This window comes from Enterococcus sp. AZ011, assembly GCF_050548355.1.
In the GTDB taxonomy this organism is placed as follows: Bacteria; Bacillota; Bacilli; order Lactobacillales; family Enterococcaceae; genus Enterococcus; species Enterococcus faecalis.
Genome location: NZ_CP172959.1, coordinates 94,744 through 119,845, shown reverse-complemented (window position 1 = coordinate 119,845; position 25,102 = coordinate 94,744). Strand labels below are relative to the sequence as shown.

The following is a 25,102-nucleotide window of genomic DNA, read 5'->3' as shown; positions in this document are numbered from 1 at the left end:
TGGCTTCAGAAGCCAGCTGACGTTTATTTCTTCTACTGTTTAACCAATTGGTGGCGTACCTTCTGCGTTCCCAGCAATCGCTTCGATTTGAATCTGAGCACCTTTTGGTAAATCCGTCACACCAATCACTCTTCTTGCAGGCGTGCCTTCAGGGAAGTACGTTTGGTAGACGTCATCTACTGCCGCCAGCTCTTCAATCTCTTTCACAAAAATATTCACTTTCACCAGATCAGCTAAGCTGTGATCCACACTTTCAATAATCGCTTTGATGTTTTCTAAACATTGCGTCGTTTGTTCCTTGATTCCGCCAGCGACTAACGTATTTGTTTTAGGGTCTAATGGTAGCTGAGCTGATAGATGGTTGTAATGAGAAAAAGCAACAGTTTGTGTCGAAAATGGACACTTCGGTGCGTGATCTGTATTATTTGCTTCAATAATTAATCCATGTCGATCTTCAATCGCTTGTGGTGGCGTACCATCCCCATGAGAAACCACCGCTTCTACTTGCACCGCCGCGCCCATTGGTAAATCAGCAACAGCAATCACTGTTCGTGCTGGCATATAATTGACCGTGCGCGCAATTCCTGAATCTGGGAAAAAAGCGGCATATACTTGATTGACAGCTTCTAGCTTAGATAAATCTTTTAAATAAATATTGACCTTCACAATATCATCAAAAGGCACATCAATACTGGTTAAAATGGCTTTTATGTTTTTCAAACATTGTTTTGTTTGCGTTTTAACACAGCCAGCCACAACTCTGCCCGTTTGAGGATCTATAGGCAATTGTGCAGACAGATTGTTATAGTGAGAAAACGCAACCGTTTGACTGGCTAGAGCATCAATTGGTGCCTGAACAGTCTGATTTGTTAATTTAATTAAATCCCCAGCTTGAGGTGCATTAGGGATAGTTCCTTCCCCATTTGAAACAAGTGCCTCCATTTGAACAGAAGCGCCTAACGGCAAATCTGCGACGGCGACCACTGTTTTAGCTGGATAATAATGGGTAAAAAAGGCCGCATAAACCTCCTCAACTGCGGCAGCATCCCGCATATCTTTGACAAAAATGGTCATTCTAACAATGTCACTCATCACATGGTTGATACTTTCAACAACCGCTTGGATATTTTTCAAACATTGTGTCGCTTGGGCCCGAATGCCACCTTCTACCAATTGTCCAGAGGTTGGCTCAATAGGTAACTGTGCTGACAAATGATTATAGTGGGAAAATGCGACTGTTTGGGCTGCGAGAGGATGCTTTGGTGCACGCTCTGTATTTTTTGCTAAGACGATATTTTCATTACTCATAACTCTACTCCCTTTTTTAGCATTCCAACAAAAATGATTCCGCTTACATTTTCAAATATTAAACTTCCAACAAGATCCTTTTTATTTTCCTGCTTTTCTATTAATGGTGATAGCTTTCCACCACCACTTCTTTCAGTCTACAATAAGAACAGGAACATTTCAATAAGGCATTCCTAAATTGATTGTTGGCCCTCAAACAAATCTTCTTCCGTTAAAGAAGACTGGCACGAATCAAGCTTGATTCGTGCCAGTCTTTATAGATAACTCGTTAGCTTTAACTAGTTTTATTTAACCACCATATACTCACGATAATTTTCCGAGAACGTATCCATTAGCGTATAAATTCGTTCAAAATCATAGTCACGACGAGGGTCATCATACCAAACACATTGAATACTTCCAATAATTGGAAGATTTGGGCTACCTGCTGGCACATCTGTAAATGCTTTTTTCGACATATTTGCTAAAGCATCGTCATATTGATAAATGCCAGAATCAACATTGCCAGCGACCCAATACCACGCATCATTGGTATTAAAAATTTTGTGTCCTTTTTGAACAAAGTACTCAGGTTTGGCTACGTCATACCCACTCCAACCGGCTGTCCAATAAGAAATAATAATCTCTGGGTCAAATGTACCGAAAGAATCGTCGCTGTTGTAATAAATGCCATCATTAAAGCTCATTGGCTGCATGCCCGCATCTTTAATTATTTTAGCTAAATCATTCGCATAAGCGACAAAATCCTTGTAGCGCCCAGAAGATTGCAGTTTCGCCCAACCGCCTGTGTCGACATCATTTGCATACTCATCGCCACCAAAATTGAAAATTTCACTATGCGCGGAAAAATAAGCCACGTACTTACTGATAATCGCCTTTGTGAAATTCACTGCCTTTTGGTTCCCTAAATCTACTGTTCGTTTTGAGCCATCAAAAGCGGGATTTTTAATCGCTAGTTTTTCCATGGCCACTAACAACGCATCCATATGTCCTGGACTGTTAATCACGGGAATGATGTTGATGTTGCGCGCTTTCGCAAAAGCCAACAACCGATCCATTTCTTTTTGTGTTAACGCGTTGCCATTAGGATCATTGTAATATGCGTTGTTGCCTCGTTGGATTGCTTTTGAAACCCGGTTGTGGTTGTATTTTTTACCATTCACATTGACCGACATATCATCCAAAATAAACCGTAAGCCATCATTTCCTAAAATTAATTGGACATCTGTGTACCCATTTTGACTGGCTTTGGCCACTAATTCTTCCAGTTGTTCCACGGAAAAATATTTTCTTCCCGCATCAATGGAGAAGACACTTTTTAAAGGTTGTGTTTGTTTCTCTTTTAAATTATCCAAAGCTGTTTGGACCTCCGTTTGCCAAGTAGTCACTTGCGCGGCTGTATACGTTTTTCCCGCAAGTTCTGTTGCGACTGACTCTTTTGTTGTTTGTAGTGCTTGAATCGTTTCTGGTGTATAGCTTTCTGCCTTTTCAATGGCTGCAACTGCTTGATCCAACGCACGATATAAAGTGGTTAAGTCAATGGCTAACAGGCCTTTTTCTAATTCAGCATCATAGGTATTTGAAAGCCCTTGGCCATAATCGCCACCTAAAATAGCTTTATTCACATCATAAAGCGTTGTTGCTTGTGTCACTGCTTCTGCGGCTTTATTTTGTGCTTCAAGGTCTGTGTTGGCGTAGCTAATTCGTTTTAAATAGTGTTGCGCAGCCGCTTTCATCTCTGCAAGAGAAACGCCTTTACTCTCTGCAATGGCCGTTTTTGTCCAAAGTAAATTAGAAGGTTTTATCTGATTTAAATCGTCTTCATTATAGGTGCGACCATCGCGATCTAAGGCATAGAGGAACATGCCCCCTAAATTATTTTCATAAGAATAACGAGCTACTTTATACATGTTACTTTCCATATACGGCTCTTTTGTGTCATACCAGCGGTTGCGATCTTGCTCTTCTGGGAAAGTTAATCCTGGAACAAATCGTTCCCCATTGAGAACCGGACTTAAATTATTTAATGCTCGTTGCGTGCGTTGGTCATCGCTGCCATACTGTTGATACGCGAGAAAATCGAAACAGTCACTGACATCTTGTAAAGGTGGTAAATATTCTGCATTGGTATCATACAAAAATGGACGATCCGTTCCCGACTTCGGTCCAATGTATTTTGATAATGCACGAATGACACCATTAGATAGCACAATATCTTTTTCACTTGGACGAGTTTCCATGTCAATATCTAACCCATCAATTCCTAAATCATCGACAAATTTGGTTAACAACTCTTTCGCATAAGCATCAAATTCTGCTTCTGTAGGCGTTGTTCCTGCATAAGGAACTTTTAATAGCTCGCTGTAATCAATCCCACGAACTAAACGAACACCTCGTGCATGCAGTGCTGGCGCATACTCATTTTTTAACGTATCATAAAATGGCTGTGCAAGTGCTTCTTGTCCTTTTGGCACATAACTAAAGACATTCACAATGTCAATACCATAAGGAATATCGTGCATCGTTAGCCAATTTTCATCTGGCAATGTTGTATTAACTCCTTGCATCGTTTTGTCACGCCAAGCCCGATAGTAAACCATAAAATGTTTCTCTTGGTCCGGTTCATTGGCTTGGCTGACCATTGGTTGATGAAACAGACTAAATAAGATAAACGCCAAGCCAACCAATAACGAAAGACCTAGCCAACTGACAATTGTTTCTCTGTTTTCTCCTCTTCTTGTCGATAAATTGTTCCCCACTTTGAACACCATTCCTTTCTGCACTCCGTTCATTTTGGTGTATCCGCCTAAAAAGAAAGCGCATACACAACCATCAATAGAATAACAAAAAATAACGAATTTGCAAAATAGAAACTGGAAAAATGAGGATTTTCTATAAAAATCTTTTCCCGCCTAAAATCACTTTCGTTAGGCGGCGTTTAAATGGTAAACTTTGAGACTTGCAAGAAAAATGGGCCTATTTTTCTTGCAAGTTTCCTTTACTTAGTCGTGATCAACATCGGCGATTTTCACAACAATTTTCCCTTGCGCTCGTCCTGTCAGTGAATAATCTACCGCTTCTTGAATTTGGCTAAAAGGAACGACTCGGTCAATTATCGGCTGTAATTTTCCCTGTTCAATGAACTTAGTGAGTAAGGCTAATTGCTCGCCATCTGGACGCATAAACAAAAAATGATAACTAACATCTGTGGCTTGCTCCAATCGATGAATCTTGCGGGTAGCTATTTTAAAGGCCCATTGTTTCCAAAGCGGCAAGCCATACTCTTTAGCAAAACGTTCGTTGGGAATGCCTGACAATGTAACAACTTTTCCCTGAGGTTTAACCACTGAAAAAGCTTTTTCTAAGATTGTCCCCCCCATTGTATCAAACACATAATCATAGTCGGATAAAACTTCTTCAAAATTTTGTGTCCGATAGTCAATCACTTCATCTGCTCCCAACGCTTGAACCCATTCTTTATTTTTACTACTCGTGGTGGTGGCAACGTAAGCGCCCGCTAGTTTTGCTAATTGAATCGCAATGGTTCCAATCCCTCCTGAACCTGCTTGAATCAGGACTTTCTGGCCTGGCTGCACATTCATAATATCATGTAGCGCTTGATAACTTGTCAAACCGACTAACGGAATGGCCGCAGCTTCTTCAAACGTTAAATTTTTCGGCTTCATAGCTACAGCCGCTTGATCCACTGCAATATATTCAGCAAAAGTTCCCACGCGATTTTTGGGTACTCGCCCGTAAACTGCATCGCCCAGCCTAAAATTTTGAACTTTTTTTCCAACAGAGACAACAATCCCAGCAAAATCACTGCCTAAAATCAGTGGCATTTGATAATTTAAAAGCATCTTTACTTTGCCATCTTTTGTTTTTAAATCAATCGGGTTGATACTGGCAGCGATAATTTTGACCAAAACATCGTTGTCATGAATGGTGGGTAAGGGCACCTCCTCGATTGCTAATTCTTTTTGTCCGTATTTATGAATTAAAGCGGCTTTCATCATTGAATCTTTCCTCTCTTTCTATCCTTTTTATCGGTTTAAAAGTTTAAACCTTTAATCAATTAGTATCTTAACGAAGAATGGGATCCACGTCAAGTTTCAGCCCTCAGCGTATTTCATTGACAAAAAACAAGAAAAATGGTTTAATCGTTTAAAAATACGAACCAAAGAGGCGAAAGAATATGAAAGAATTAGAAGAAATTCAAACAGAATTTACTGCGCTTAGTGATTTTTTAATCGCATTAGGTGATGAAAAACGCCAAGCAATTATTATTGCACTGTTAGAAGACCAGGCCTGTGTTGGCCGCCGTGTCACTGAGTTAACAGAGGCGACACAACTCTCACGCCCCGCTGTTTCTCACCACTTAAAAATTTTGAAACAAGCCAAATTAATTGATTGTCGCAGTGAAGGAACTAAAAATTATTATTCACTTTCTCACGATACCACCAAAATTGAGCAACTCCAACAACTATTGACCCACATTACGTCGATTATGCCAGGGAGGAAGCAAGCATGAAAAAAATTCTCGTGGTCCTCACAAACGTCTCCCGTTATCACGGCACCGAAGAACCAACGGGCCTCTGGCTAGGTGAAGCCACGGAGTTCGTGGAAGAAGTAACCAAAGCAGGATTTTCAGTTGACTATGTTAGTCCCCAAGGAGGCTATGTCCCTTTGGATCCCCGGAGTATGAAATATGTAGATTCATCCATTATGGCGGTTTATGAAAGTGCCGATTTTCAAGAACGAGCGCTAGCGCATTCCCTCTCTCTTGAAGAAATTGAGCCAGATGAATACGCAGCAATTTACTTTACAGGAGGCCATGGCGTTATGTGGGACTTTCCTGATAATCCTCAGTTGCAAGCAATCACTCGTAGCCTTTACGAACAGGGCAAATACCTAACTTCTGTTTGTCACGGAATTGCTGGTCTTTTAAATGTCAAAGATGCGTCAGGAAATTATTTGATTGCAGATAAAACCATTACTGGCTTCACAACTGCAGAAGAAATTTTAGCCATGAAAAAAGCAGTTGTTCCTTTCTTAAACGAAACAATTGCTAAAGAACATGGTGCTACTTTTGCGAAAAAGCGTCCCTATAAAGAATTTGCGTATCAAGATGGCCGTATAATCACTGGGCAAAATCCTTTTTCTGTCCGCGCTGTCGCAAGATTGTTAATTCAACAACTATCAAAATGAAACAACAGCGACTACTTTTAGGTAGTCGCTGTTGTTTCATTGCTTCTTCTTTTTTCCGAAAGCCGAAGCCCTAACATAAAAAATTTTTGATTAGCTAAAGAGTAACATCGCGCCAATTAAGATAATTAGGTTAATTAAGCCTAAGACAATCATTGGTTTGGCCATGAATTTTGTCCAAGTGGCATATTGAACTTTGGAAATTTCCAAACCACCCATTACGACACCAGATGTTGGCGTGATCAAATTAATCAAGCCACAACCTGAAGCAAAAATCATAACCATCACTTCTGGACTTAAACCAATGTTTTTAGCTAACGCACCCATTACAGGAATAGAAACGTACGCTAAACCAGAAGTTGAAGGAATTAGGAAAGATAAACCTAAGTATAAAACAAAGGCACCGATGACAAATAAGACTGGGGAGAGTCCTTGTAATAAGCCTGCCGCTTTATCAAGGATAAATGAATCTAAATACGTTTTAGACATCAAAACAGATGCCCCGCGAGCAACTACGATAATTAAAACAACGGATAACATATCTTTGGCACCGTCGATAAATGCTTCAATGGTTTCTTTTTCAGTAAAGCGACCAATCAAGGCAGCAATGATCCCTAAAAGGAAGAACCACATCGCTAAGTCGCCAAAGTACCAGTCACCGAAACTGTTGCCTGTTAAAACAGACGTCCAGCCTTTGAAAATCGTCACTCCAAAGTCGTTCCATGGAATTAAGGAAACAATCATAATGACAAAACAGAAAGCGAATACCATTAAGATTTTTTTATGACGATTCGTAAATGGCATTTCTTTCGACGCTGCTTGTCCATATGTTTTTTCCATATCCTCTTGTTCTTGTAAAGATAAAATTGTTGAACCTTTGTCCGCCTTCACTTTTTTCGCATAACGCATCACAATGAAAATAGAATAGCTAGTAGAGGCCGCCCACAAAATAGCACCGACAATTAAAATAATTCCTGTATTGGGCTGAATGCCAATACCTCGCAACGCATCCATCGCTACCCCTGTGGAGAAAGGGTTAACCGTCGAACCGATAACACCTGATCCTGCACCCAATAGCACAGTGCCTACTGCGACAAACGTATCAAAACCAGCGGCGACCATGGTGGCACTCAATAAACCATAAAAAGGAATTGTTTCTTCTGCCATTCCATAAGTCGAACCACCAATAGAAAATAAAATCATTAAAATCGGAATGATTTTCAATTCGTTCCCTTTTAACTTTTTAACGACTGATTGAATCCCTGCTTCAAGAGCCCCAGTTTGTGTCACAATATTTAAAAAGCCACCAAGTACTAAAATAAAAATATTAATTTCAATGGCATCTTTAAACCCATTGAATGGAGCCATGATAATATCCGATAATTTGGCCCCTACCACGTGGTCAACCATTTTGCCATCAATTTCTCTTGGGGTAAATGGCTGGCCATTTAGCAAGACCGTTACGATACCTAAAACAATTAAAATAATAAATAAAATACTAAAAGACGAAAGCTGTTTTTTGTTTTTCTTCTTTTTTTCTGCCATATCCTTTTATACAGGAACCTACTTTCCTGTATCTCCCTTCTCTATGATTAATTACTCAATCGATCAATAAAGAATGGCGTATCTAGAAAAGTTAAGAATTTATGACTGTAGCTAATACGGTTCATTTGGACTAATTTTTTCATAACACTGCTTGCTGTTTCCCGCGTGGTTCCACTCATCCGTGCAATGTCATTAATGGTAATTGGACAAGCAATTGCAACGCGTTCTCTGTTGTCAATTCGTTCTCCTAAATCATTTAATAACATCGCCAGTGATGTCACAATCCGTTCACATGCATCATTGGTTGTTCCTTTTTGGATTTTGATCATGCTTTCTTTTAAAAGGACCGATTGTTCTTGAATCCAATGAATCAATTGCTGGGGATTATTTTGGAGAAAACGTTCAAACAGTTTAACTGGCACAAACACAACCTCAATATCCGTATAGGCAATCGCGGAGTCGTAATGAACCTCATCTTGAAACAGTCCGATTCTCGGAAAAAGAGCCTGCTTTTTCATAAAATGCAGATAGGAAAAATTACCACTGCGATCATTTTTTTCAATTTTAATGACACCTGAAACCAGTAAAATCAAATGATTTCTCGGATCACCTGGATAAAAAAGGACTTGGCCTTTTTTATAGGAGCGAACGAAACTCTCGTTGCGCAATTCTGTTAGTTCTGATTCAGAAAAGTATTGAAAATCTTGATTATTTTTAGTGATTATTTTCTCTATCATCATCTTAATTCTCCTAAATACTATACTTTATTTTGTCACAACCGTTCCTACGATTTCATCGCCGCTCATACTTCCTAAGTTTTCCAAAGAAGTGATAATTGCTTGTTTATTGGGTTGGCTTTCTACAAACTGAATGGCGGCTTCAATTTTCGGTAACATACTACCTGGTGCAAAATGACCCGCTTGTTTGTATTCTTCCAACTCTGCTACAGTGACATTGGTTAATTGTTTTTCATCTGGTTTGCCATAATTAATGCACACATAATCCACGCCAGTTAAAATAACTAGTGCATCCGCATCCACTAATTCTGCTAGTTTTTCAGAAGCAAAATCTTTATCGATTACTGCTTCGACACCTTTTAATTCTTGTCCTACGACAGGGATGCCGCCACCACCACATGAAATGGTAATTATATCATTTTTTATTAAGGTATTAATAGTCTCAGCCTCGTGGATGTCAATTGGCTTAGGACTTGGAACGACTTTGCGCCAGCCACGTCCTGCATCTTCTTTAAAAATAGCACCTGCTTGCATTGCTTCTTTGGCTTCAGCTTCTGTTAAAAATGGACCGATCGGTTTTGTTGGATTTTTGAATGCCTCATCTGCTGGATCTACGACCACCTGTGTTAAAACAGTAGCCACTTGTTTCTTGATTCCTGCTTTGTTTAATTCTTGATTAAGCGCATTGGACAACCAGTAGCCGATACTTCCTTGTGTCATAGCAACACACGTATCTAGCGGCATCGCTGGATTTTTTTCAGAATCAGCTGCTTGTTGTTGCAATAATAGATTTCCGACTTGTGGACCATTGCCATGTGAAACAATCAACCGGTGCCCTTGTTTAATTAAATGAACTAAATAGGCAGATGTTTGAACTAATGCTTGCTGTTGTGCGTGTGCGCTAGCATCATTTGAAAGGATGGCATTTCCGCCTAGTGCAACGACCATTTTTTTCCCCATTACAAATCCTTCTTTCCTATCATAATAAAGAATAGGCCGCCCTTCAAAAGAATCTCTTAAAGGGCGAAACAACTATTCTTTTTTCAATGTTTTTTCAGTTGCTTCCTACACACGAGGAATGAATAAGTTGCCTAAAGTAGCTGCCATGATCGCTTTAATAGAATGCATTCTGTTTTCTGCTTCTTCAAATTGACGACCATATTTACTGCGGAAGACTTCATCCGTGATTTCCATTTCAGTAATGCCGAATTTTTCAGCAACCATTTCTCCGTATTGTGTTTTCGTATCATGAAAGGCTGGCAAACAGTGTAATACGATTAAATCGCCATCCATGTTTTCGGTTTTTTCTAACATAGCCATATTAATTTGATAAGGTTTCAACAGATTGACACGTTCTTCAAATTTATCTTCTTCACCCATGGACACCCAAACGTCTGTATATAACACGTTGGCTCCTTTAACACCTTTAGCAACGTCGTCTGTAATCATTAATTCTGCACCAGATTCTTTCGCAAATTCTTTTGCATAATTAACGACTTCATCAGAAGGGAACAATTCTTTTGGTGCACAAATGCGAACATTTACGCCTAAAATAGCACCTGTCACTAACAAGCTGTTTGCCATGTTGTTACGGCCATCGCCGACATATACTAAAGTGATTCCTTCTAAACGACCAAAGTTTTCTTTCACTGTCATAAAGTCCGCAATCATTTGTGTTGGGTGCCATTGATCCGTTAAACCATTCCAAACAGGAACACCAGAATATTTCGCTAAATCTTCCACTACTTCTTGACTAAACCCACGGAACTCAATCCCGTCAAACATACTACCTAAAACAATCGCTGTATCTTCAACAGATTCTTTTTTACCTAATTGAATATCGTTGGCGCCTAAATACTCAGGATGTGCCCCTAAATCAATCGCTGCTGTAGTAAATGCAGAGCGTGTCCGTGTCGAAGTTTTTTCAAATAAAAGAGCGATATTTTTTCCTTCTAAATAGTGATGTGGAATCCCTTTTTTCTTCAATTCTTTTAAGTGAATACTGAAGTCTACCAAATACTCTAATTCTGCTCTTGTAAAATCTTTTTCTGCTAATAAACTACGTCCTTGAAATACTGAATTCATGATGATTCCTCCTATTTTTGGGTGTTTTTTAAAGATCTTCACGGTAAAGTGGCATACTCATACAACGAGGGCCACCACGGCCACGTACTAGTTCACTTCCTGGAATGTAATTCAATTTCACGCCTGCTTCTTCTAGCGCTTTATTCGTAATCGTATTCCGATCGTAAACAACAACTTCCCCAGGGGCAATTGCTAATGTATTTGAACCGTCGTTCCATTGTTCCCGGGCTGCTGCGGTTAAATTTCCAGCGCCGCAACGGATTAATTGAACATTGTCTAAATGCAAGTATTTGCATAAAATGTTATCTAATGTATCTTTTTCTTTTGTAATTTGGATGTCTCCATCTGCTTTTTCAGTGATCGAGTAAACAACCAAGCCGCCTTCGATTTCTGGATGAATCGTAAATTTATCATAGTCAATCATGGTAAAAACGGTATCTAAATGCATGAATTTACGATGTTCACCGATATCAAAAGCCAAGATATTTTTGAATCCTAATTTTTGTTCAAAAATATTTCTCGCAATTTTTTCAATTGACGCGGCGTCCGTTCTTTGAGAAATCCCAATGGCCACCACTTCTTTTGAAAGAATTAATTCATCGCCACCTTCAATTCTGGTTGATTCTGAACGATCATAGACTCTAGGAACCTCTTTTCCAGCAAAACGAGGATGATAATCAAAAATGTATTGCCCAAAAATGGTTTCCCGTTGTCGAGTTACTGAATACATATGATTTAAAGAAATCCCGTGGCCCATTGTCGCAAAGTTATCACGTGTGAAGTATAAGTTAGGCATTGGATCAATAATGAATGGATAATCCGCTTCAACCATATCTGTTAAAAATTCTTGCTCATATTTAGGTAATTCTTGTTTTTGAATGCCAGCAATCGCTTTTTGAATCAGTTCTTCGTTGTCGTCAATTTCTAACATTAACTCTCTAACTTTTTCTTTTGCTGATTCGCTGCGAATATTGGCTTCTTCTAAGAATTGGTCAATAAATTGTCGGCGGACCTCTTCATTAATCAACGCTTCAGCAGCTAAGTCCTCTAAATAGACCACTTCGATATCTTTTGATCGTAACAACTCTGCAAATGCATCATGTTCTGCTTGTGCTTTTTCTAAAAACGGAATATCATCAAACAACAGTCTCTCCAGATAATCTGGCATTAAATTTTCTAATTCCTTACCTGGACGATGTAACATCACTGTTTTCAATTTTCCGATTTCAGAAAATACATTAATTGGATGACTCATGTGAAATAACCTCCTCAACTTAATTACAAACACAGAATAACAGACCTGATTAACCTAGGACGTGAGCCATTTGCCAAACAAAATACCAAATATACAACGGTATTCTTTCTTATGCATATTTCTAGCCTAAAAGAATGCGCTTTCATAGATATTCTAAAAAAATAATGCATAATTAAATAAAAAAAAATGCATTTATTCAAAAAAAATTATTTCTCCATGCATTTCATAAAGTTATAATCTTATAGAGGTAAAAGGAAGGGAACCAGAAGTCAAAACGACTTCTAGCTCCCTTCCTTTTATGCGTTACTTTTTGACAAAGGTGTTGGCTGAATAAATTGTTGAAAATACTGCTCTAGTTCTTGTGCTTTTTCCTCGGATGATGAAACAATAATAACAGTGTCGAAGCCAGCGACAGAACATTTCTTTTCACACAAAGACACTTCATCAAGTACAGCTGAAAACAATGTTGCGTTGTCTGGTAATGTATGAACCACTAGTAAAAAGGCGACACGTTCAACTTTGGTCACTACCTCACGAATTGCTTGTATCAACTGTTCTTTTTTTCGTTCTTCTAAAGAAGTGAATTGTTCAAAAATCGTTAACCGCATCTCGCCAGAATCATCTAATGCTTTGACGACTTTTAATTCCCATAAATCCCGTGAAATCGTTGCTTGTGCGACATTTATCTCGCGCTTTTTTAATTCTCTTAACAACTCATTTTGACTATGAATTACAGTTGTTTGAATGATTTCTTTAATCAAACTTTGGCGTGTTTGCTTATTCACAAATAACACCCTTCCTCCAGACATTTACAAAGCAATACTAGCAGAATCTCTCTTATTAGAATAGAAAAAGGGTCGTTTAGCTAAAAGGTTCTCATTGATTTTGTCGGATATTTCGCATTTAAAAAAGTGAGACTTGCACAATTTAGTAAAACGTTGTACAGTGATTTTAGGGAATTACTGGCACCGTTTTAAATAACAGCAATGATGTTTTTTTGCATGATTAACTGAACTGGAGGAAAGTAATGAACCGATTAAAACGCCAAACGATGATTAAGCGATTGGTCACAGAAAATGAAATCCATACACAAAGTGAATTACTAGCATTATTGGAAAAAGAAAATATTCACACCACACAAGCAACTATTTCTCGTGACATTCGTGAGCTGAATTTAAACAAAGTAGACAATGGTCAAGGAGAAGCCTATTATCGTATCTTGAATAATTCTGCCCTTCGTCCAAAATATAAAACAGATGAAGAACGTCTTGTTGACATTATTATTGAAACTGGTGTTTCTTTAACACAAATAGAGTTCACAAATCTTTTAACCGTCTTACCTGGCAACGGGCAAGCCATTGGGGTTTTAATTGATCGCATACGTATCCACAACCCTCATATCTTGGGCTGCATCGCTGGGGATGATACCATCTTAATTCTTTCAAAAAATAAAGAAGATGCCCTTGAAGTTAACAACTATTTCCAGCAGTATTTGTACCACCCATAATTCATCACTTAGTAAAATCGACTATTTTTTGACATCATTGCTATTTTTATTAAAGATAAATAAAAAAAGGCGTCTCAGTGAAAGCTGAGGCGTTTTCTCATGAGTTTTTCTTTTGAACACCGTCTTTTTTTTGTATAATAATCAAAAAGCAAAGAAAGGGTTTCTTATGACTAAACAATTCATACTCACTTCAAACGATCAACAAACTCAGCTCAATGTATGTCATTGGCCCTGTCCTTCACCCAAAGCCGTAGTTCAATTGATTCACGGCATGGCAGAGCATATCCAACGTTATGATGAATTTGCTCGTTTTTTAAATCAATTAGGGTTTGCCGTAATTGGGCATGATCATCTAGGTCATGGCGAATCTGTACAACCAAGCGCACCGATCTATGGTTTTTTTGGAGAACAAGGGCCTGAAAATGTCGTTACAGATATTCATCAAGTGAAACAATGGGCTATGAATCACTATCCACAATTGCCCTATTTTATGATGGGTCACAGCATGGGGTCTTTCGCCTTGCGCAACTATCTGCAAGACTATCCTGTGACTATGCAAGGAGTCATTTTCATGGGCACTGGAACAAGTCCGTTACCTTTAACCGCCGCATTGCCTTTTATTAAAAAAATGGCCGAGAAACAGCCGAAAAAAACAGCTCCGTTCATTGATAAGCTGGCATTTGGTTCTTTTAGTAAAAAATTTCCTGAAGCAGGTTCCTTTAATTGGCTTTCTAAAAATCAAGCCAATGTAGCTGACTATGAAAATGACCCATTAATGGGCTTCGTATTTACCAATAATGGTTTTGCTACCCTTTTTTCACTTGTTAAACGAGCCAATCAAAGGAATTGGTACCAAGCGATCCCAAAAGAATTGCCTATTTTGATCATTAGTGGCGCTGAAGACCCAGTTGGTGATTTCAGCAAGGGTCCCGAGAAAATTCAAAAGCAATTAAAGCATGCAGGTTTTCAGCACGTGACGTTACGACTATTTCCCACATTGCGTCATGAAATTTTATTAGAAACGGAAAAAGCAACAGTTTTTCAAGAAATTGGGCATTGGTTAACGGATTTAACGAATTAAAAAAGAAGGTTGATGTTGTGACATCAACCTTCTTTTTTAATCTATTTTCGTTAAACCGCCCATATAAGGACGTAGAACTTCTGGAATCGTTACGGTGCCATCTTCATTTTGATAATTTTCCAAAATGGCAGCCACTGTTCGACCAACAGCAAGTCCTGACCCATTAAGAGTATGGGCATATTGAACTTGACCCGTTTTATCACGATAACGAATCAACGCCCGACGTGCTTGGAAGTCTTCACAGTTTGAACAAGAACTAATTTCTCGATACGTTTTCTGTGCCGGAATCCAAACTTCTAAATCATAGGTTTTCGCTGCCGAGAAGCCCATGTCACCTGTCGAAAGAGTAATCACTCGATAAGGGAGGCCCAATTTTTCTAAAATGTCTCCAGCATTGTTGGTCATTTTTTCTAATTCTTCATAGGAGTGTTCTGCATCACTAAATTTAACCATTTCTACTTTATGGAACTGGTGTAAACGAATTAATCCTCGGGTATCACGGCCTGCGCTACCCGCTTCCGAACGAAAAGAAGGACTTAAAGCAGTAAAATAAATCGGTAACTCTTGCGCCTCTAAAATTTCGTTATTATAGTAGTTAGTTAACGGGACTTCCGCTGTGGGGATCAGCGTCAAATCACTTTCTGCAACTTGGAAGACATCTTCTTTGAACTTAGGAAACTGACCGGTGCCAAACATTGCTTTGCTATTGACCAAATAAGGAGGAATCACCTCGGTATAACCATGTTCATTAACATGTTGATCTAACATAAAATTATAGACCGCTCGTTCTAAACGAGCCCCTAAACCTTTGTAATAAAGAAAACGGCTACCAGATACTTTCGCGCCTCTTTCAAAATCTAAAATTCCTAAAGCTTCACCGATTTCCCAATGTGGTTTCGGTTCAAATGAAAAAGTTTTCGGCGTACTCCACCGCCGAACTTCTACGTTGGCGGCTTCGTCTGCGCCAACAGGCACGCTCTCATGAGGTAAGTTAGGCAGACGTTCTGCAATGGCTGTGCATTGTTCTTGCAAATGAACAACTTCTTGGTCTAAAACTTTAATTTGCTCGCTAACTTCTTGCATATTTAGCAACTGTTGTGAAGCATCTTTTTGTGCACGCTTTAATTGTGCAATTTCTCCTGATACCTGATTACGGTGTTTTTTCAGTTCTTCAACTTTAACAAGTAACGCTCTCCGTTCTTCATCTAAAGCCAAAAAGCGTAATAAAACTTCCTCGTCCACACCACGTGTTTTTAACTTTTTCTGTACCACTTCTACATTTTGGCGAATTTTTTTCATATCCAGCATCTTATTTCCCTCTTCATGATTAAATTTTAAACAATGGTGAATTTTACTTTTTCAAAAATTTCATTCTTCATTCGTTGGCCAGTCGCTGTGCCAGCTAAGCCACCTAAACCCGTTTCTCTCAATTCTCGTGGTAATTGACGGCCGACTTTATTCATGGCTTCCACCACTTCATCTGCTGGTATTTTATTTACAATTCCAGCTAAAGCCATATCTGCAGCGATTAACGCATTGCCTGCACCTACTGTATTTCGTTTGACACAAGGAATTTCGACTAACCCAGCCACTGGGTCACAAACTAAACCTAATAAATTCCCTAAAGCCATAGCAAAAGCTTCAGAAGATTGGCGTGGTGTTCCGCCAGCCGCTTCAACAGCTGCAGCGGCGGCCATCGCTGAAGCACTGCCTACTTCGGCTTGACATCCACCAACAGCACCAGCAATCATCGCATTGTTGGCTGTGACCATTCCAAATAAAGAACTGGTAAACAAGAAACGAATTTGTTGATCACGCGTTAAATTCAAGGTATTTTTAATCGCTGTTAAAACCCCTGGTAAGGTGCCACTTGCACCAGCGGTTGGCGTTGCGCAAACAACGCCCATTGCTGCATTGACTTCATTAGTACCTAGTGCGGCTTGAACTGCAGACATCATTAAATCACCTGATAACGTTTTGCCAGCTGCGCGGTATTTTTTTAAACGAGCCGCATCACCGCCCGTTAACCCAGTAGGAGAAAAAACGCCTGCTCCTTCTTGCGAGCGTTTGACAGCAGCATCCATGACATCCAAATTTTGACCCATCTGTGTCCAAATTTCTTCATAGCTTTTTTGGCTACGCTCCATTTCTTGCTCAATCATCAAATCAGAGATTTTTTTTCCTGTTTTTTCAGCTTTATCGATAAATTCTTCAATCGAAAGGTACATATGTCAAACTCCTATCATAATAAGATTATTTTCGATGTGTCATCTAGTGAAAACAGTTGTTCTTTCACCGAGGAAATTGGTGCCGAATCTAAGTCAAAGATGAATAAAATTTGATTCCCTTCCACATAACGAGACACCGCATTCACTTGAATATTATTTTTTTGTAACGTATCTTTAAAAGCTTGCATCGCCTGCTCTTCTTGATTAATGACTAACAAAATAGGTAAAGGACCATGTAGTTGGACATTGAAACCGTCTAATTCAATGTATTTCACCTCGATAGTGCCGCCACCTACAGAAATTCCTGTTAAATGAATTTCGTGCGTTGCATCACTGAGTGTCACACATGCTGTATTAGCATGCTTCACTGGACTTTCTTCACTCATTTCTAAAAATTGAATCTCAATTCCTTGTTCTTCCGCAAGTTCAATGGATTGTGTTACGTTGGCATCATCTGCTGCTAGTCCAAGAATTCCGCCAATAATTGCAAAATCAGTTCCATGTCCTTTATGCGTGTCTGCAAAAGATTCATAATATTTAATCACAATTTTTTCTGGCGTTCCGCCGAATAACTTTCTTGCCGCTAAGCCAATTGCTAAGGCCCCAGCTGTATGCGAACTAGAAGGACCAATCATAATAGGACCGATAATGTCAAAACAACTTTTGTAGTTCATTACTTTGTTCACTTTTTTAGGTTTATTGATGGCCATAGCTGTGTTCATACGTAACTCCTCCTTTGGTTTTTACTGCTTCTTTTTCACTGGTTACTTCCGTCGTTCCTTCAAATTCTGGTGTATTATCCACCGCTTCAATTCTGTAACGTTTAAAGACCAGCGCACCTAAAAATCCAAACATCAGACTGACCACTGTGATAATCGCTACTGCTAGTAAAGTCGTTTGAATGGCATTGTTACCTAATGTCACAAGTAAACCAGCCCACGGCGTTGCCATTCCTGTCACAGGTACTTTTAAGCCAAAGAAAGTCACTACAATACCACTAACCATTCCTGAAATTAAATTCGTTGCGTAAATAGGAATTGGATTGGAGCTGATGATATCGACTTGTGTTAATGGCTCAATTGCCACAGCTAACGGGGTTGAAGCTGTGCCTAGTTTTAACTTTTTAAATAGCGCCGCATTGACAATGGAACTGCCGTAACAAGTCAACGCACCGACAGCCATTGGTACACCAGTCAAACCAATCAAGGCAGTTAAAACCATTGAACTTAACGGTGTCATACCAACAATCGGGATAATAGCACCTAAAATTGCGCCCATCACATATGGATTGCCATCTACTGCACTTAAAATCGTGCCCCCAATAACTTCTAGGACACCTAATACAACGGGTTGAATAAAACCAGCAACTAACGAAGCAGCGACTGGAATGACTAAAATAACGACTAATAAGTCAATCCCTTCTGGAATACGTTTTTGCATCTGCTCAACAACAAAAGATAAAAGATATGCGGTAATAAAGGCTGGTAACAAGCTGACTTTAATCAATGACAGACCTAAAATAATTGAAAAAACTGGACTAATCCCGAAAGCGAGCGGCACAAGAGCTCCAGCTGCTAAACCACCTAGACTACCCATAGTTTCACCAATTTGCGACACATAATCTAAATGAAAAACGCCGCCTACTGCATATCGCAAAAACGCCTCTGGTAGAAAGGTGGCACAAGCTGCACCAGACAAAGCACTTAAAGATTTTTTCCCTCGCGGTGCTTTAAAAGAGAATAGGGACATGCCACATAAAACTAAGACTAACATCAAGATTCCTGATAACGTTTTCATTTCTTTGCCTCCAACTATATTTTTTTATAACGGATGGTACTCCTGAATAAAATTTTTATTGCTCAACAAGTGAAAGAATGAGCGAGCATTCCGATGAACTAAAGTACAATGAGTAACAAAAATTTCATTCCACATTCAGAGTATACGACTAAACAAAAGTTTAGTCAATGTATTTTTTTAACGTAAAGAATCTTATTGCTTTTCCATTAAAAAAGTATTACACTAAAATTAATTTCAGTGTAGGGGAGGATATCACTTGGAGTCATATTTACGTTTAAGTGAAGTAGATAAACAAATCTTACATTCACATGCCTTAATGCTTGATGGATTAGGGAACTTCTTTGGTAGTACCCATGAAGTCATTCTTCATAGTTTAGAAAATTTGGAAAGTTCAGCTATCAAAGTCATCAATGGCCATTTCAGTAACCGCAAGGAAGGTGCCCCCATTACTGATATGGCGTTAAAAATGTTAAGTCAAGTAGAGTCGGAACATGATTACGCTGTGAAACCCTACTACAATAAAAATCAAAAAGGGGTTATTTTAAAATCTTCCACCATTCCAGTTATCGGTGAAAATGATCGTATTATTGGATTGATCTGTATCAATATGCATTTAGAAATGCCATTAATTGATTACTTGCAAGACTTATTACCTTCAGGACAACAAAATGATATGTCCCAAGAGCTTAAAAATTCTGAACATTTTTCTGACAATATTGACGAATTAATCACTACTTCACTGACAAAAGTAAAACAAGCAGTAGAAAGCGATCCAAATGTATCACATTTGAATCAAAATAAAGAAATTGTTATTCGTTTATATGATCAAGGAATTTTTAATCTCAAAGATTCTGTCATAAAGATTGCCGATCGATTAGGTATTTCAAAAAATACCATCTATTTACATATCCGCAATCATAAAAAAGAAGAAGCTTAAACCATCAAAGCCACCAACGCTAACTAGCGTTGGTGGCTTTGATCACTTCTCTTCTATTTTAATTTGGTAAATCAAACAAGTAAGGTGTCCCTATTTCTCCATTTAACGTAACATCTAAGCGATTTTTTGTGCCGGGAACTAAATTACTGGCTGTGAAATTCCCTTGGGCATCCGCAGTAAAACTTGCTAAAATCACCCGCGCATCATCTGCACGTGACACTAAAATAGTTGCATTCGGTGCTGTTTTACCAGAAATTGTCCCTTGTTTCGGATCAATCGTAATATTGCTAAAAGAAAGCGCTGCTTCTTGTCCTGAACTTGGAATATCAATTTGGACAGGTGCACTATTCCGTTGATCAACGGTTGCGATTAATTGAGTAGTCGCTCCCGCTCTGGGACTAATTACTGTAAAATTGCCATTGGCATCCGCATAAAAAACACCTGCTTGTGCAGAAGCATCACCGACTACCGTTGCTGTAATGGTTGCATTAGGTAATGTAGTACCATTAATTTCATTTCTTTCAGGATTGAAAACAACATTGGTAATTGTAATGTTTGTATCAGGTGCTTGGTTTTGAGGGACTTCATTCGTTTCATCAGTTCCTGCAGAAGTCTGCGTGGCATTTTCTGACGGATTTTCCCCTGTCACATTAGAATTTTGACCCGCGACAGACGAATGACTACTTTTCATTTCTTGTTGGCTAGAGGATTTCTGCGTGGCTTTCTTTGTTTCTTGCTTTTGCTTAGAATCATTTGTGCTTGCTGTTTTTTTGTTTCCACATCCTGCTAGACTTAAAGACAATACACTGAACGTTAATATACTGAACAAAGCAATTTTTTTCATTTTTCGTTACCTCCAGAAATCTTTTTGTAACATTAATGTAACATTGTTTTAAAAATCTAGCAATAATTTTTCAACCGTTTTCCTTTTTGTTTAAAAAGAAAAAACCTGCACAAAGGCATTTAGCCTTTGTGTAGGTTTTTATCTGCTAAATGGATTTAATGTTTGCGATAGCTTAAATAGTAAAAGCCAGAAACAAAAATGGCGCCACCAATGATATTACCTAAATAAACAAAAATAAAATTACGGAAAAAGTCTCCCCACTGAACGCCGCCTTCAAAAATTGCGGCTGGAATGATGAATGCATTCGCCACACTATGCTGAAAGCCAATTGCAACAAAAATCATTACTGGAAACCAGATGCCTAATAGTTTCCCCGCCGCATCTTTCGCACCATAACAAAGCCATAAGGCCAGACCTACGAACCAGTTACAGCCAATACCTGAAATAATTGCTTGAAGCCAAGTTGCTGCAACTTTATGTTCTGCAAGAGAAAGAACCTGATTTAAATAGGCGCCGCTACTGGTTAAACCTAAATAATGACCAAAAAAATAGGCAACAAATAAGGCGCCAACCATATTTGCCAATGTAATTGTGACCCAGTTCACGAGTAATTCTCTGAAAGAGACCTTTTTAGCAAACCAAGCCGTACTCACTGCCATCATATTTCCTGTGATTAACTCACCACCAGCCATTAAAATAACAATTAGACCAATTGGGAAAACCGCAGCTCCCACTAAAGCTTGAACACTGGCTAAATCTGCTGGAATAGAGGCGGAAACACGCACATAAGCCAAATAGCCGAGGGAAATCATGGCACCGCCGATAAATCCTAAAATGAGTTTTGCTACCAAAGGCTTTTGAATTTTTTTCTGACCATTTTCAATACTAATACTTAAAATTTCATCTGGTGTATACAAACATTTCACTTCCTTTGTTTTTTGTCCTCCTTTACTTTACCCTTATATCACAGAAATTCAAGTACTTTTGTGTATTTTTTCACTAAAAACTGTAGTTCTTTTAATTTTATATGAAAACATCCTGAAACAAGTCCTATTTCTTGTTTCAGGATGTTTACTTATCCGTTTTTAAAGAGTTATCTTTTCACTTTAAAACAATAGGTTGCTATGGCTAACGATAAAAAGCTCAGGCCTAGGAAGCTCCCAACTGCTGAAGATTGTTCCCCTGTTTTGGGGAATTTTTTCTTGGCAATTTTGGTCGTATTATCCGCTTTTTTGACTGTTCCTGAAGATTCTTTATTTGTCTGTATCTGTTTAGTTGCTTGGTTTTCTGCTACTGATTCCTTTGTTTGACTAGCCTTGGCAGAGGGCTTTGAATTACTTTGAGCGTCATTAGGATCTTGATTAGACTCTACCGCGTAAATGACAGAATTCTGGCCTTTACTTTGGCTGTTTTCGTTTACAGGGCTTGGGGTGCTACTCTCACTTGTACTGTTGGTTGCGCTGGTCGTACTTAAAGCACTGCTTTCGCTGGTACTACTTGTTTTACTGGTTGTACTTGGTGTGTTGCTTTCATTCGTATTGCTTGTTTCACTTGGCGTGCTTGAGGTACTACTTTCGCTAGTATTACTGCTCTCACTTGTCGTACTTGAGGTGCTGCTTTCGCTGGTATTACTGGTTTCGCTAGTTGTACTTGGCGTGCTACTTTCGCTGGTATTACTGGTTTCACTGGTCGTGCTTGAGGTGCTGCTTTCGCTTGTACTACTGCTTTCACTTGTCGTGCTTGAGGTGCTGCTTTCGCTTGTACTACTGCTTTCATTTGTCGTGCTTGGCGTGCTGCTTTCGCTGGTATTACTGGTTTCACTGGTTGTGCTTGAGGTGCTGCTTTCGCTTGTGTTACTAGTTGTCTCTGTTGATTTTTCAACTAACAGAAGTAACGCCGTTTTTATGGTTTGTGTTAATTGGTTAATACGCTTTTGTGCATCTGCAGGCGTTTTAAAGCCACCAAGTGTTGGCTCTAATAATTCTTCATCTGACCAAGCAAGCAGTTGTTGTAACTGCTTAGAGCTTCCTTCGCCAGTTGTTGTATCTATTAAGGCTTCTTGCATGGCTTGCCAAGAGTCTGTGGTATATACAGATTCATCTAATTTATGGACGCTTGCAAGTTCAGTTTCTGCTTCTGCACGCTCTAGCGTGATATCGGCTTTTTTGACTAATACTTTCATTGCAGATTGCAAATTACTTGTTAACTGATCCACTTGTTCTTGGGTTTTGTCCTGACTCTCCTGACCTTCTGCTAACAATTGTGCCGCCTGCTGATAATAGGAAGGAACAATCGTTTTAGGCCCAATGGCAGTGAATAGCTGCCAAGAGTAAACTGTATATTGGTTTGCTTCACCAATCGAAGCATAAACGGTTTGTAGCTGGGACAAATCAAGCTTTTTTGCAGAGGCCTCTACCGTCACCGGTACGTTCACTGTTACCAATGCCCCTGTTTCATAAGTTAATTGAACAGTCACTTTTTGTTGACCGATTTCATTTAAAACCTCTGGATTGACGATTTTAGCAGTTGGGACTGCTTCATCCGCGTCATTTGTATTAGCAACCAGTTGCTGCGGATCGATTGATTGTCCTTGCACAATCGTTGTAGCCACAGGGGTTGCTAAAGTATTTCTAACCGGAATTGGCGTATTTTTATATTGCTCATAAAGCGTTGGTGAAATTAATGATTCCCATGTTGCTGGCATTAAGCGATAGTCCGCCTCTGTCCAATTTTCTACCAATAATTGGCCGTTTTTAAGGCCATCATCTCGAGTATTGTCTTTCACAAAACTCGTTTCTGGTCGGAAACCACCGCCACTAGCGATCAACAATTCCCGACGTCGATTTTGCGGAATATTGTGGTAGTTAACAAACTGATTGTTGATAAATACACCATTGAACACATTGTTATTTCCTGTATGTCGATTGTATTCCATTCCAATTGCATATTGATTGTCCCAATACTTCCAATCAAAAATGTTATTAGCCACTAGCCAGTTGGATAATTCTGAAATAGCTCCCTCTGCTTGTGTTTCTGCCAAACCAATCTCTGGTGTTCCATACATAATGAGACCTGTATTTCGCAAATAATTATTCATAATCGTAATATTACGGCCTGATTTAAATTTAAATCCGCCAGCTGGACCATTTTGTAGTCCACGTAAATGATTCCCCACCACCGTGATGTTTTGAGCACCACGGAAATAAATTGCATGATCTCCCACCAGACCATTCAAGTCTTCATTATCATAAGGTGAATAGAAAAAATTATGTTGAACAGTTACATCCTTCAGCATATTAAAAGAATTAACCCCGGTGGATAGATAGTTTTGTTCATTAGGTACTGAAATAGCACCAGCTTCAATGGCTGTTTGCAAACGTGTAATAGTCGCTGCTAAATCTGAACGACTGGTACTTTTAATTGCATCTAATTCTGTCACTTTTAACCCAAATAGATTGTCCACGATGTCTACATCTGACATATACTGGAAACGACTTGGTGTTGAATAACCACCAATGTAAATCGCTCGGTTAAAATCAATCTTGGGTTGCATGTGTGCTGTGTCTCGCATGAAAATATTGCCTGAAATCTTAACGCCAATATCTGCATTTAAATTGACCACGAATCCTTTTAATGGATTATAAAAGATATTGTTTGCTAGCGTTAATTGATTCGTCAATTTCAAGGTCACATTGATGCCGTCAAAAGCAATATTTTGAAGTCGTACATTGGTTTTCGTCCCGTACGTTGTGTCTGTTAGCTGAATCGGTGTACCTGTAACGTTATGTAAAATAGTGGCTCCTGTTGTATCGCCAATTAACTGATAATTTGAAGAAATCGTAATATCTTTTGACAAAGCATAACTTCCCTGTGGTAAAAATAATGCCCGTCCTTCCTTTGCTGTCTGACTCAGCAACGTCTGTAACTTATCTGATTGATCTTCTGCACTATTAGGCACCATCGCTTGCGTACCAAAAATCGTTGTATCTGTTGCGTTAACTGGTTCAACCGCTTCGGTCACCATTGGTAGACCAACCACTGTTAATAAACCAAACAGAAGCATGAGCATTGTTTTCTTCATGGAGTTCCCTCTTTTCATTCCGTTACTTCTAACGGCTTATTTTGTAAAAGTTGATACAGCGTAATAACACGACTGTCTTCGTATGCATAAATTTTTTTGAATTTTGGATTCATATGTAAGATACTTGTTACCTTTAACAAGTTTTGATTTGTGACTTCTAATTCTAAGGCCTCAACCAATTCCTTTAATCGAACACCGGCACTATTTTCTTCACAACTTAAGATTTCTTCAATTTGTTCCATCCGTTTTTTCATTTTATCCCGCCTTTCTTCCCTTGCTCTTTCTATTATATAGAAAAATCCTTGTGAGAAACCTCAATATTTTTTAACTGACTGTTAAAAAAAGTAGTAGTTCCTTTACTATCAATAGCTAATCATCTATTATTTACGATAAAAAAAGCAAAAAAAGCACCTTTTTGACATAATTTTCAGAAGAATTGACGCAGTATTTATTAAAAAACAACGAGAAAACGTCAATAAGCAGGTGTTG

General features: G+C 38.9%; 22 protein-coding genes. 5 read left to right on the top strand and 17 right to left on the bottom strand.

Annotated elements, in window-relative coordinates; translation table 11 throughout:
• Positions 1 to 39 precede the first annotated feature (39 nt).
• The 3 genes from IGL36_RS00505 to IGL36_RS00495 form a co-directional block, all read right to left on the bottom strand.
• Entirely contained in the window at positions 40 to 1,308 is a 1,269-nt protein-coding gene (locus IGL36_RS00505; protein ID WP_002386376.1) for a RidA family protein, read from the bottom strand.
• Between the two features lie 284 nt (positions 1,309 to 1,592).
• Positions 1,593 to 4,100 (bottom strand): EndoS/ChiA family endoglycosidase, encoded by a 2,508-nt coding sequence (locus IGL36_RS00500; protein WP_002397687.1) that lies wholly within the window; start codon positions 4,098 to 4,100, stop codon positions 1,593 to 1,595.
• A 210-nt stretch (positions 4,101 to 4,310) separates the two neighbouring features.
• Positions 4,311 to 5,327, bottom strand: coding sequence for an NADP-dependent oxidoreductase (locus IGL36_RS00495; RefSeq protein ID WP_002397688.1), 1,017 nt, complete (start codon positions 5,325 to 5,327; stop codon positions 4,311 to 4,313).
• Between the two features lie 179 nt (positions 5,328 to 5,506).
• On the opposite strand from IGL36_RS00495, the gene IGL36_RS00490 reads away from it, so the two are divergent.
• The gene (locus IGL36_RS00490; RefSeq protein ID WP_002356136.1) at positions 5,507 to 5,842 is read left to right on the top strand and encodes an ArsR/SmtB family transcription factor; all 336 of its coding nucleotides are present in this window, start codon (positions 5,507 to 5,509) and stop codon (positions 5,840 to 5,842) included.
• On the top strand, positions 5,839 to 6,519 hold the full coding sequence (locus IGL36_RS00485) for a type 1 glutamine amidotransferase domain-containing protein (protein WP_002359260.1): 681 nt from the start codon (positions 5,839 to 5,841) through the stop codon (positions 6,517 to 6,519). The genes IGL36_RS00490 and IGL36_RS00485 overlap by 4 nt, the downstream gene beginning before the upstream one ends.
• A 90-nt stretch (positions 6,520 to 6,609) precedes the next feature.
• Here the strand turns inward: IGL36_RS00485 and IGL36_RS00480 are convergent, their stop codons facing one another.
• The 6 genes from IGL36_RS00480 to IGL36_RS00455 form a co-directional block, all read right to left on the bottom strand.
• Positions 6,610 to 8,061 carry a YfcC family protein gene (locus tag IGL36_RS00480; protein WP_002356134.1) on the bottom strand — a complete coding sequence of 484 codons (1,452 nt, stop codon included), beginning with the start codon at positions 8,059 to 8,061 and terminating at the stop codon, positions 6,610 to 6,612.
• Between the two features lie 47 nt (positions 8,062 to 8,108).
• On the bottom strand, positions 8,109 to 8,801 hold the full coding sequence (locus IGL36_RS00475; protein ID WP_002363490.1) for a Crp/Fnr family transcriptional regulator: 693 nt from the start codon (positions 8,799 to 8,801) through the stop codon (positions 8,109 to 8,111).
• Between the two features lie 24 nt (positions 8,802 to 8,825).
• Positions 8,826 to 9,758 (bottom strand): carbamate kinase, encoded by a 933-nt coding sequence (gene arcC, locus IGL36_RS00470; protein ID WP_002356132.1) that lies wholly within the window; start codon positions 9,756 to 9,758, stop codon positions 8,826 to 8,828.
• Between the two features lie 105 nt (positions 9,759 to 9,863).
• Positions 9,864 to 10,886: an ornithine carbamoyltransferase gene (gene argF / locus IGL36_RS00465; protein WP_160747730.1), complete on the bottom strand. Its 1,023-nt coding sequence runs from the start codon at positions 10,884 to 10,886 to the stop codon at positions 9,864 to 9,866.
• A gap of 25 nt (positions 10,887 to 10,911) precedes the next feature.
• On the bottom strand, positions 10,912 to 12,138 hold the full coding sequence (gene arcA / locus IGL36_RS00460; protein WP_002356129.1) for an arginine deiminase: 1,227 nt from the start codon (positions 12,136 to 12,138) through the stop codon (positions 10,912 to 10,914).
• A gap of 296 nt (positions 12,139 to 12,434) precedes the next feature.
• A complete protein-coding gene (locus IGL36_RS00455) occupies positions 12,435 to 12,947 on the bottom strand; it encodes an arginine repressor (RefSeq protein ID WP_002397689.1) in 513 nt (170 codons plus the stop codon).
• A 218-nt stretch (positions 12,948 to 13,165) separates the two neighbouring features.
• Here IGL36_RS00455 and IGL36_RS00450 point away from each other — a divergent pair, with 218 nt between their 5' ends.
• Both IGL36_RS00450 and IGL36_RS00445 read left to right on the top strand, forming a co-directional pair.
• Positions 13,166 to 13,645 (top strand): arginine repressor, encoded by a 480-nt coding sequence (locus IGL36_RS00450; RefSeq protein WP_002356125.1) that lies wholly within the window; start codon positions 13,166 to 13,168, stop codon positions 13,643 to 13,645.
• 130 nt (positions 13,646 to 13,775) lie between these two features.
• Positions 13,776 to 14,726, top strand: coding sequence for an alpha/beta hydrolase (locus tag IGL36_RS00445; protein ID WP_002397690.1), 951 nt, complete (start codon positions 13,776 to 13,778; stop codon positions 14,724 to 14,726).
• Positions 14,727 to 14,762: 36 nt separating this feature from the next.
• Here the strand turns inward: IGL36_RS00445 and serS are convergent, their stop codons facing one another.
• Genes serS through IGL36_RS00425 form a run of 4 tightly spaced genes read right to left on the bottom strand, consistent with a single transcriptional unit; the run spans position 14,763 to position 18,751 of the window.
• Entirely contained in the window at positions 14,763 to 16,034 is a 1,272-nt protein-coding gene (gene serS / locus IGL36_RS00440) for a serine--tRNA ligase (protein WP_002383464.1), read from the bottom strand.
• Positions 16,035 to 16,060: 26 nt separating this feature from the next.
• Positions 16,061 to 16,954, bottom strand: a complete 894-nt coding sequence (gene sdaAA, locus IGL36_RS00435; RefSeq protein ID WP_002356122.1) for an L-serine ammonia-lyase, iron-sulfur-dependent, subunit alpha — start codon at positions 16,952 to 16,954, stop codon at positions 16,061 to 16,063.
• A gap of 14 nt (positions 16,955 to 16,968) precedes the next feature.
• A complete protein-coding gene (gene sdaAB, locus IGL36_RS00430) occupies positions 16,969 to 17,664 on the bottom strand; it encodes an L-serine ammonia-lyase, iron-sulfur-dependent subunit beta (RefSeq protein ID WP_002387470.1) in 696 nt (231 codons plus the stop codon).
• Positions 17,651 to 18,751, bottom strand: coding sequence for a PTS sugar transporter subunit IIC (locus tag IGL36_RS00425; protein WP_002368593.1), 1,101 nt, complete (start codon positions 18,749 to 18,751; stop codon positions 17,651 to 17,653). The genes sdaAB and IGL36_RS00425 overlap by 14 nt, the downstream gene beginning before the upstream one ends.
• Positions 18,752 to 19,067: 316 nt before the next feature.
• Here IGL36_RS00425 and IGL36_RS00420 point away from each other — a divergent pair, with 316 nt between their 5' ends.
• Entirely contained in the window at positions 19,068 to 19,688 is a 621-nt protein-coding gene (locus tag IGL36_RS00420; protein ID WP_002383467.1) for a helix-turn-helix transcriptional regulator, read from the top strand.
• A 58-nt stretch (positions 19,689 to 19,746) separates the two neighbouring features.
• Here IGL36_RS00420 and IGL36_RS00415 read toward each other — a convergent pair whose 3' ends face one another.
• The 4 genes from IGL36_RS00415 to IGL36_RS00400 form a co-directional block, all read right to left on the bottom strand.
• Positions 19,747 to 20,532, bottom strand: coding sequence for a hypothetical protein (locus IGL36_RS00415; RefSeq protein ID WP_002397692.1), 786 nt, complete (start codon positions 20,530 to 20,532; stop codon positions 19,747 to 19,749).
• Between the two features lie 155 nt (positions 20,533 to 20,687).
• Positions 20,688 to 21,449 carry a formate/nitrite transporter family protein gene (locus IGL36_RS00410; protein ID WP_002389593.1) on the bottom strand — a complete coding sequence of 254 codons (762 nt, stop codon included), beginning with the start codon at positions 21,447 to 21,449 and terminating at the stop codon, positions 20,688 to 20,690.
• A gap of 176 nt (positions 21,450 to 21,625) precedes the next feature.
• The gene (locus tag IGL36_RS00405; RefSeq protein WP_002397694.1) at positions 21,626 to 24,631 is read right to left on the bottom strand and encodes an LPXTG cell wall anchor domain-containing protein; all 3,006 of its coding nucleotides are present in this window, start codon (positions 24,629 to 24,631) and stop codon (positions 21,626 to 21,628) included.
• Positions 24,628 to 24,867, bottom strand: coding sequence for a hypothetical protein (locus IGL36_RS00400; protein WP_002356115.1), 240 nt, complete (start codon positions 24,865 to 24,867; stop codon positions 24,628 to 24,630). The genes IGL36_RS00405 and IGL36_RS00400 overlap by 4 nt, the downstream gene beginning before the upstream one ends.
• Positions 24,868 to 25,102 lie beyond the last annotated feature (235 nt).

Excerpts from the sequence above, each read along its gene's own strand:
- IGL36_RS00505 (WP_002386376.1), bottom strand. The coding sequence starts at position 1,308 with ATGAGTAATGAAAATATCGTCTTAGCAAAAAATACAGAGCGTGCACCA.
- arcA (WP_002356129.1), bottom strand. The coding sequence starts at position 12,138 with ATGAGTCATCCAATTAATGTATTTTCTGAAATCGGAAAATTGAAAACA.
- IGL36_RS00500 (WP_002397687.1), bottom strand. The coding sequence starts at position 4,100 with ATGAACGGAGTGCAGAAAGGAATGGTGTTCAAAGTGGGGAACAATTTA.
- IGL36_RS00450 (WP_002356125.1), top strand. The coding sequence starts at position 13,166 with ATGAACCGATTAAAACGCCAAACGATGATTAAGCGATTGGTCACAGAA.
- IGL36_RS00405 (WP_002397694.1), bottom strand. The coding sequence starts at position 24,631 with ATGAAAAGAGGGAACTCCATGAAGAAAACAATGCTCATGCTTCTGTTT.
- IGL36_RS00490 (WP_002356136.1), top strand. The coding sequence starts at position 5,507 with ATGAAAGAATTAGAAGAAATTCAAACAGAATTTACTGCGCTTAGTGAT.
- IGL36_RS00475 (WP_002363490.1), bottom strand. The coding sequence starts at position 8,801 with ATGATGATAGAGAAAATAATCACTAAAAATAATCAAGATTTTCAATAC.
- IGL36_RS00420 (WP_002383467.1), top strand. The coding sequence starts at position 19,068 with ATGCTTGATGGATTAGGGAACTTCTTTGGTAGTACCCATGAAGTCATT.
- arcC (WP_002356132.1), bottom strand. The coding sequence starts at position 9,758 with ATGGGGAAAAAAATGGTCGTTGCACTAGGCGGAAATGCCATCCTTTCA.
- IGL36_RS00485 (WP_002359260.1), top strand. The coding sequence starts at position 5,839 with ATGAAAAAAATTCTCGTGGTCCTCACAAACGTCTCCCGTTATCACGGC.
- IGL36_RS00455 (WP_002397689.1), bottom strand. The coding sequence starts at position 12,947 with ATGTCTGGAGGAAGGGTGTTATTTGTGAATAAGCAAACACGCCAAAGT.
- IGL36_RS00415 (WP_002397692.1), bottom strand. The coding sequence starts at position 20,532 with ATGAAAAAAATTGCTTTGTTCAGTATATTAACGTTCAGTGTATTGTCT.
- IGL36_RS00480 (WP_002356134.1), bottom strand. The coding sequence starts at position 8,061 with ATGGCAGAAAAAAAGAAGAAAAACAAAAAACAGCTTTCGTCTTTTAGT.
- IGL36_RS00425 (WP_002368593.1), bottom strand. The coding sequence starts at position 18,751 with ATGAAAACGTTATCAGGAATCTTGATGTTAGTCTTAGTTTTATGTGGC.
- sdaAA (WP_002356122.1), bottom strand. The coding sequence starts at position 16,954 with ATGTACCTTTCGATTGAAGAATTTATCGATAAAGCTGAAAAAACAGGA.
- IGL36_RS00400 (WP_002356115.1), bottom strand. The coding sequence starts at position 24,867 with ATGAAAAAACGGATGGAACAAATTGAAGAAATCTTAAGTTGTGAAGAA.
- sdaAB (WP_002387470.1), bottom strand. The coding sequence starts at position 17,664 with ATGGCCATCAATAAACCTAAAAAAGTGAACAAAGTAATGAACTACAAA.
- serS (WP_002383464.1), bottom strand. The coding sequence starts at position 16,034 with ATGCTGGATATGAAAAAAATTCGCCAAAATGTAGAAGTGGTACAGAAA.
- IGL36_RS00495 (WP_002397688.1), bottom strand. The coding sequence starts at position 5,327 with ATGATGAAAGCCGCTTTAATTCATAAATACGGACAAAAAGAATTAGCA.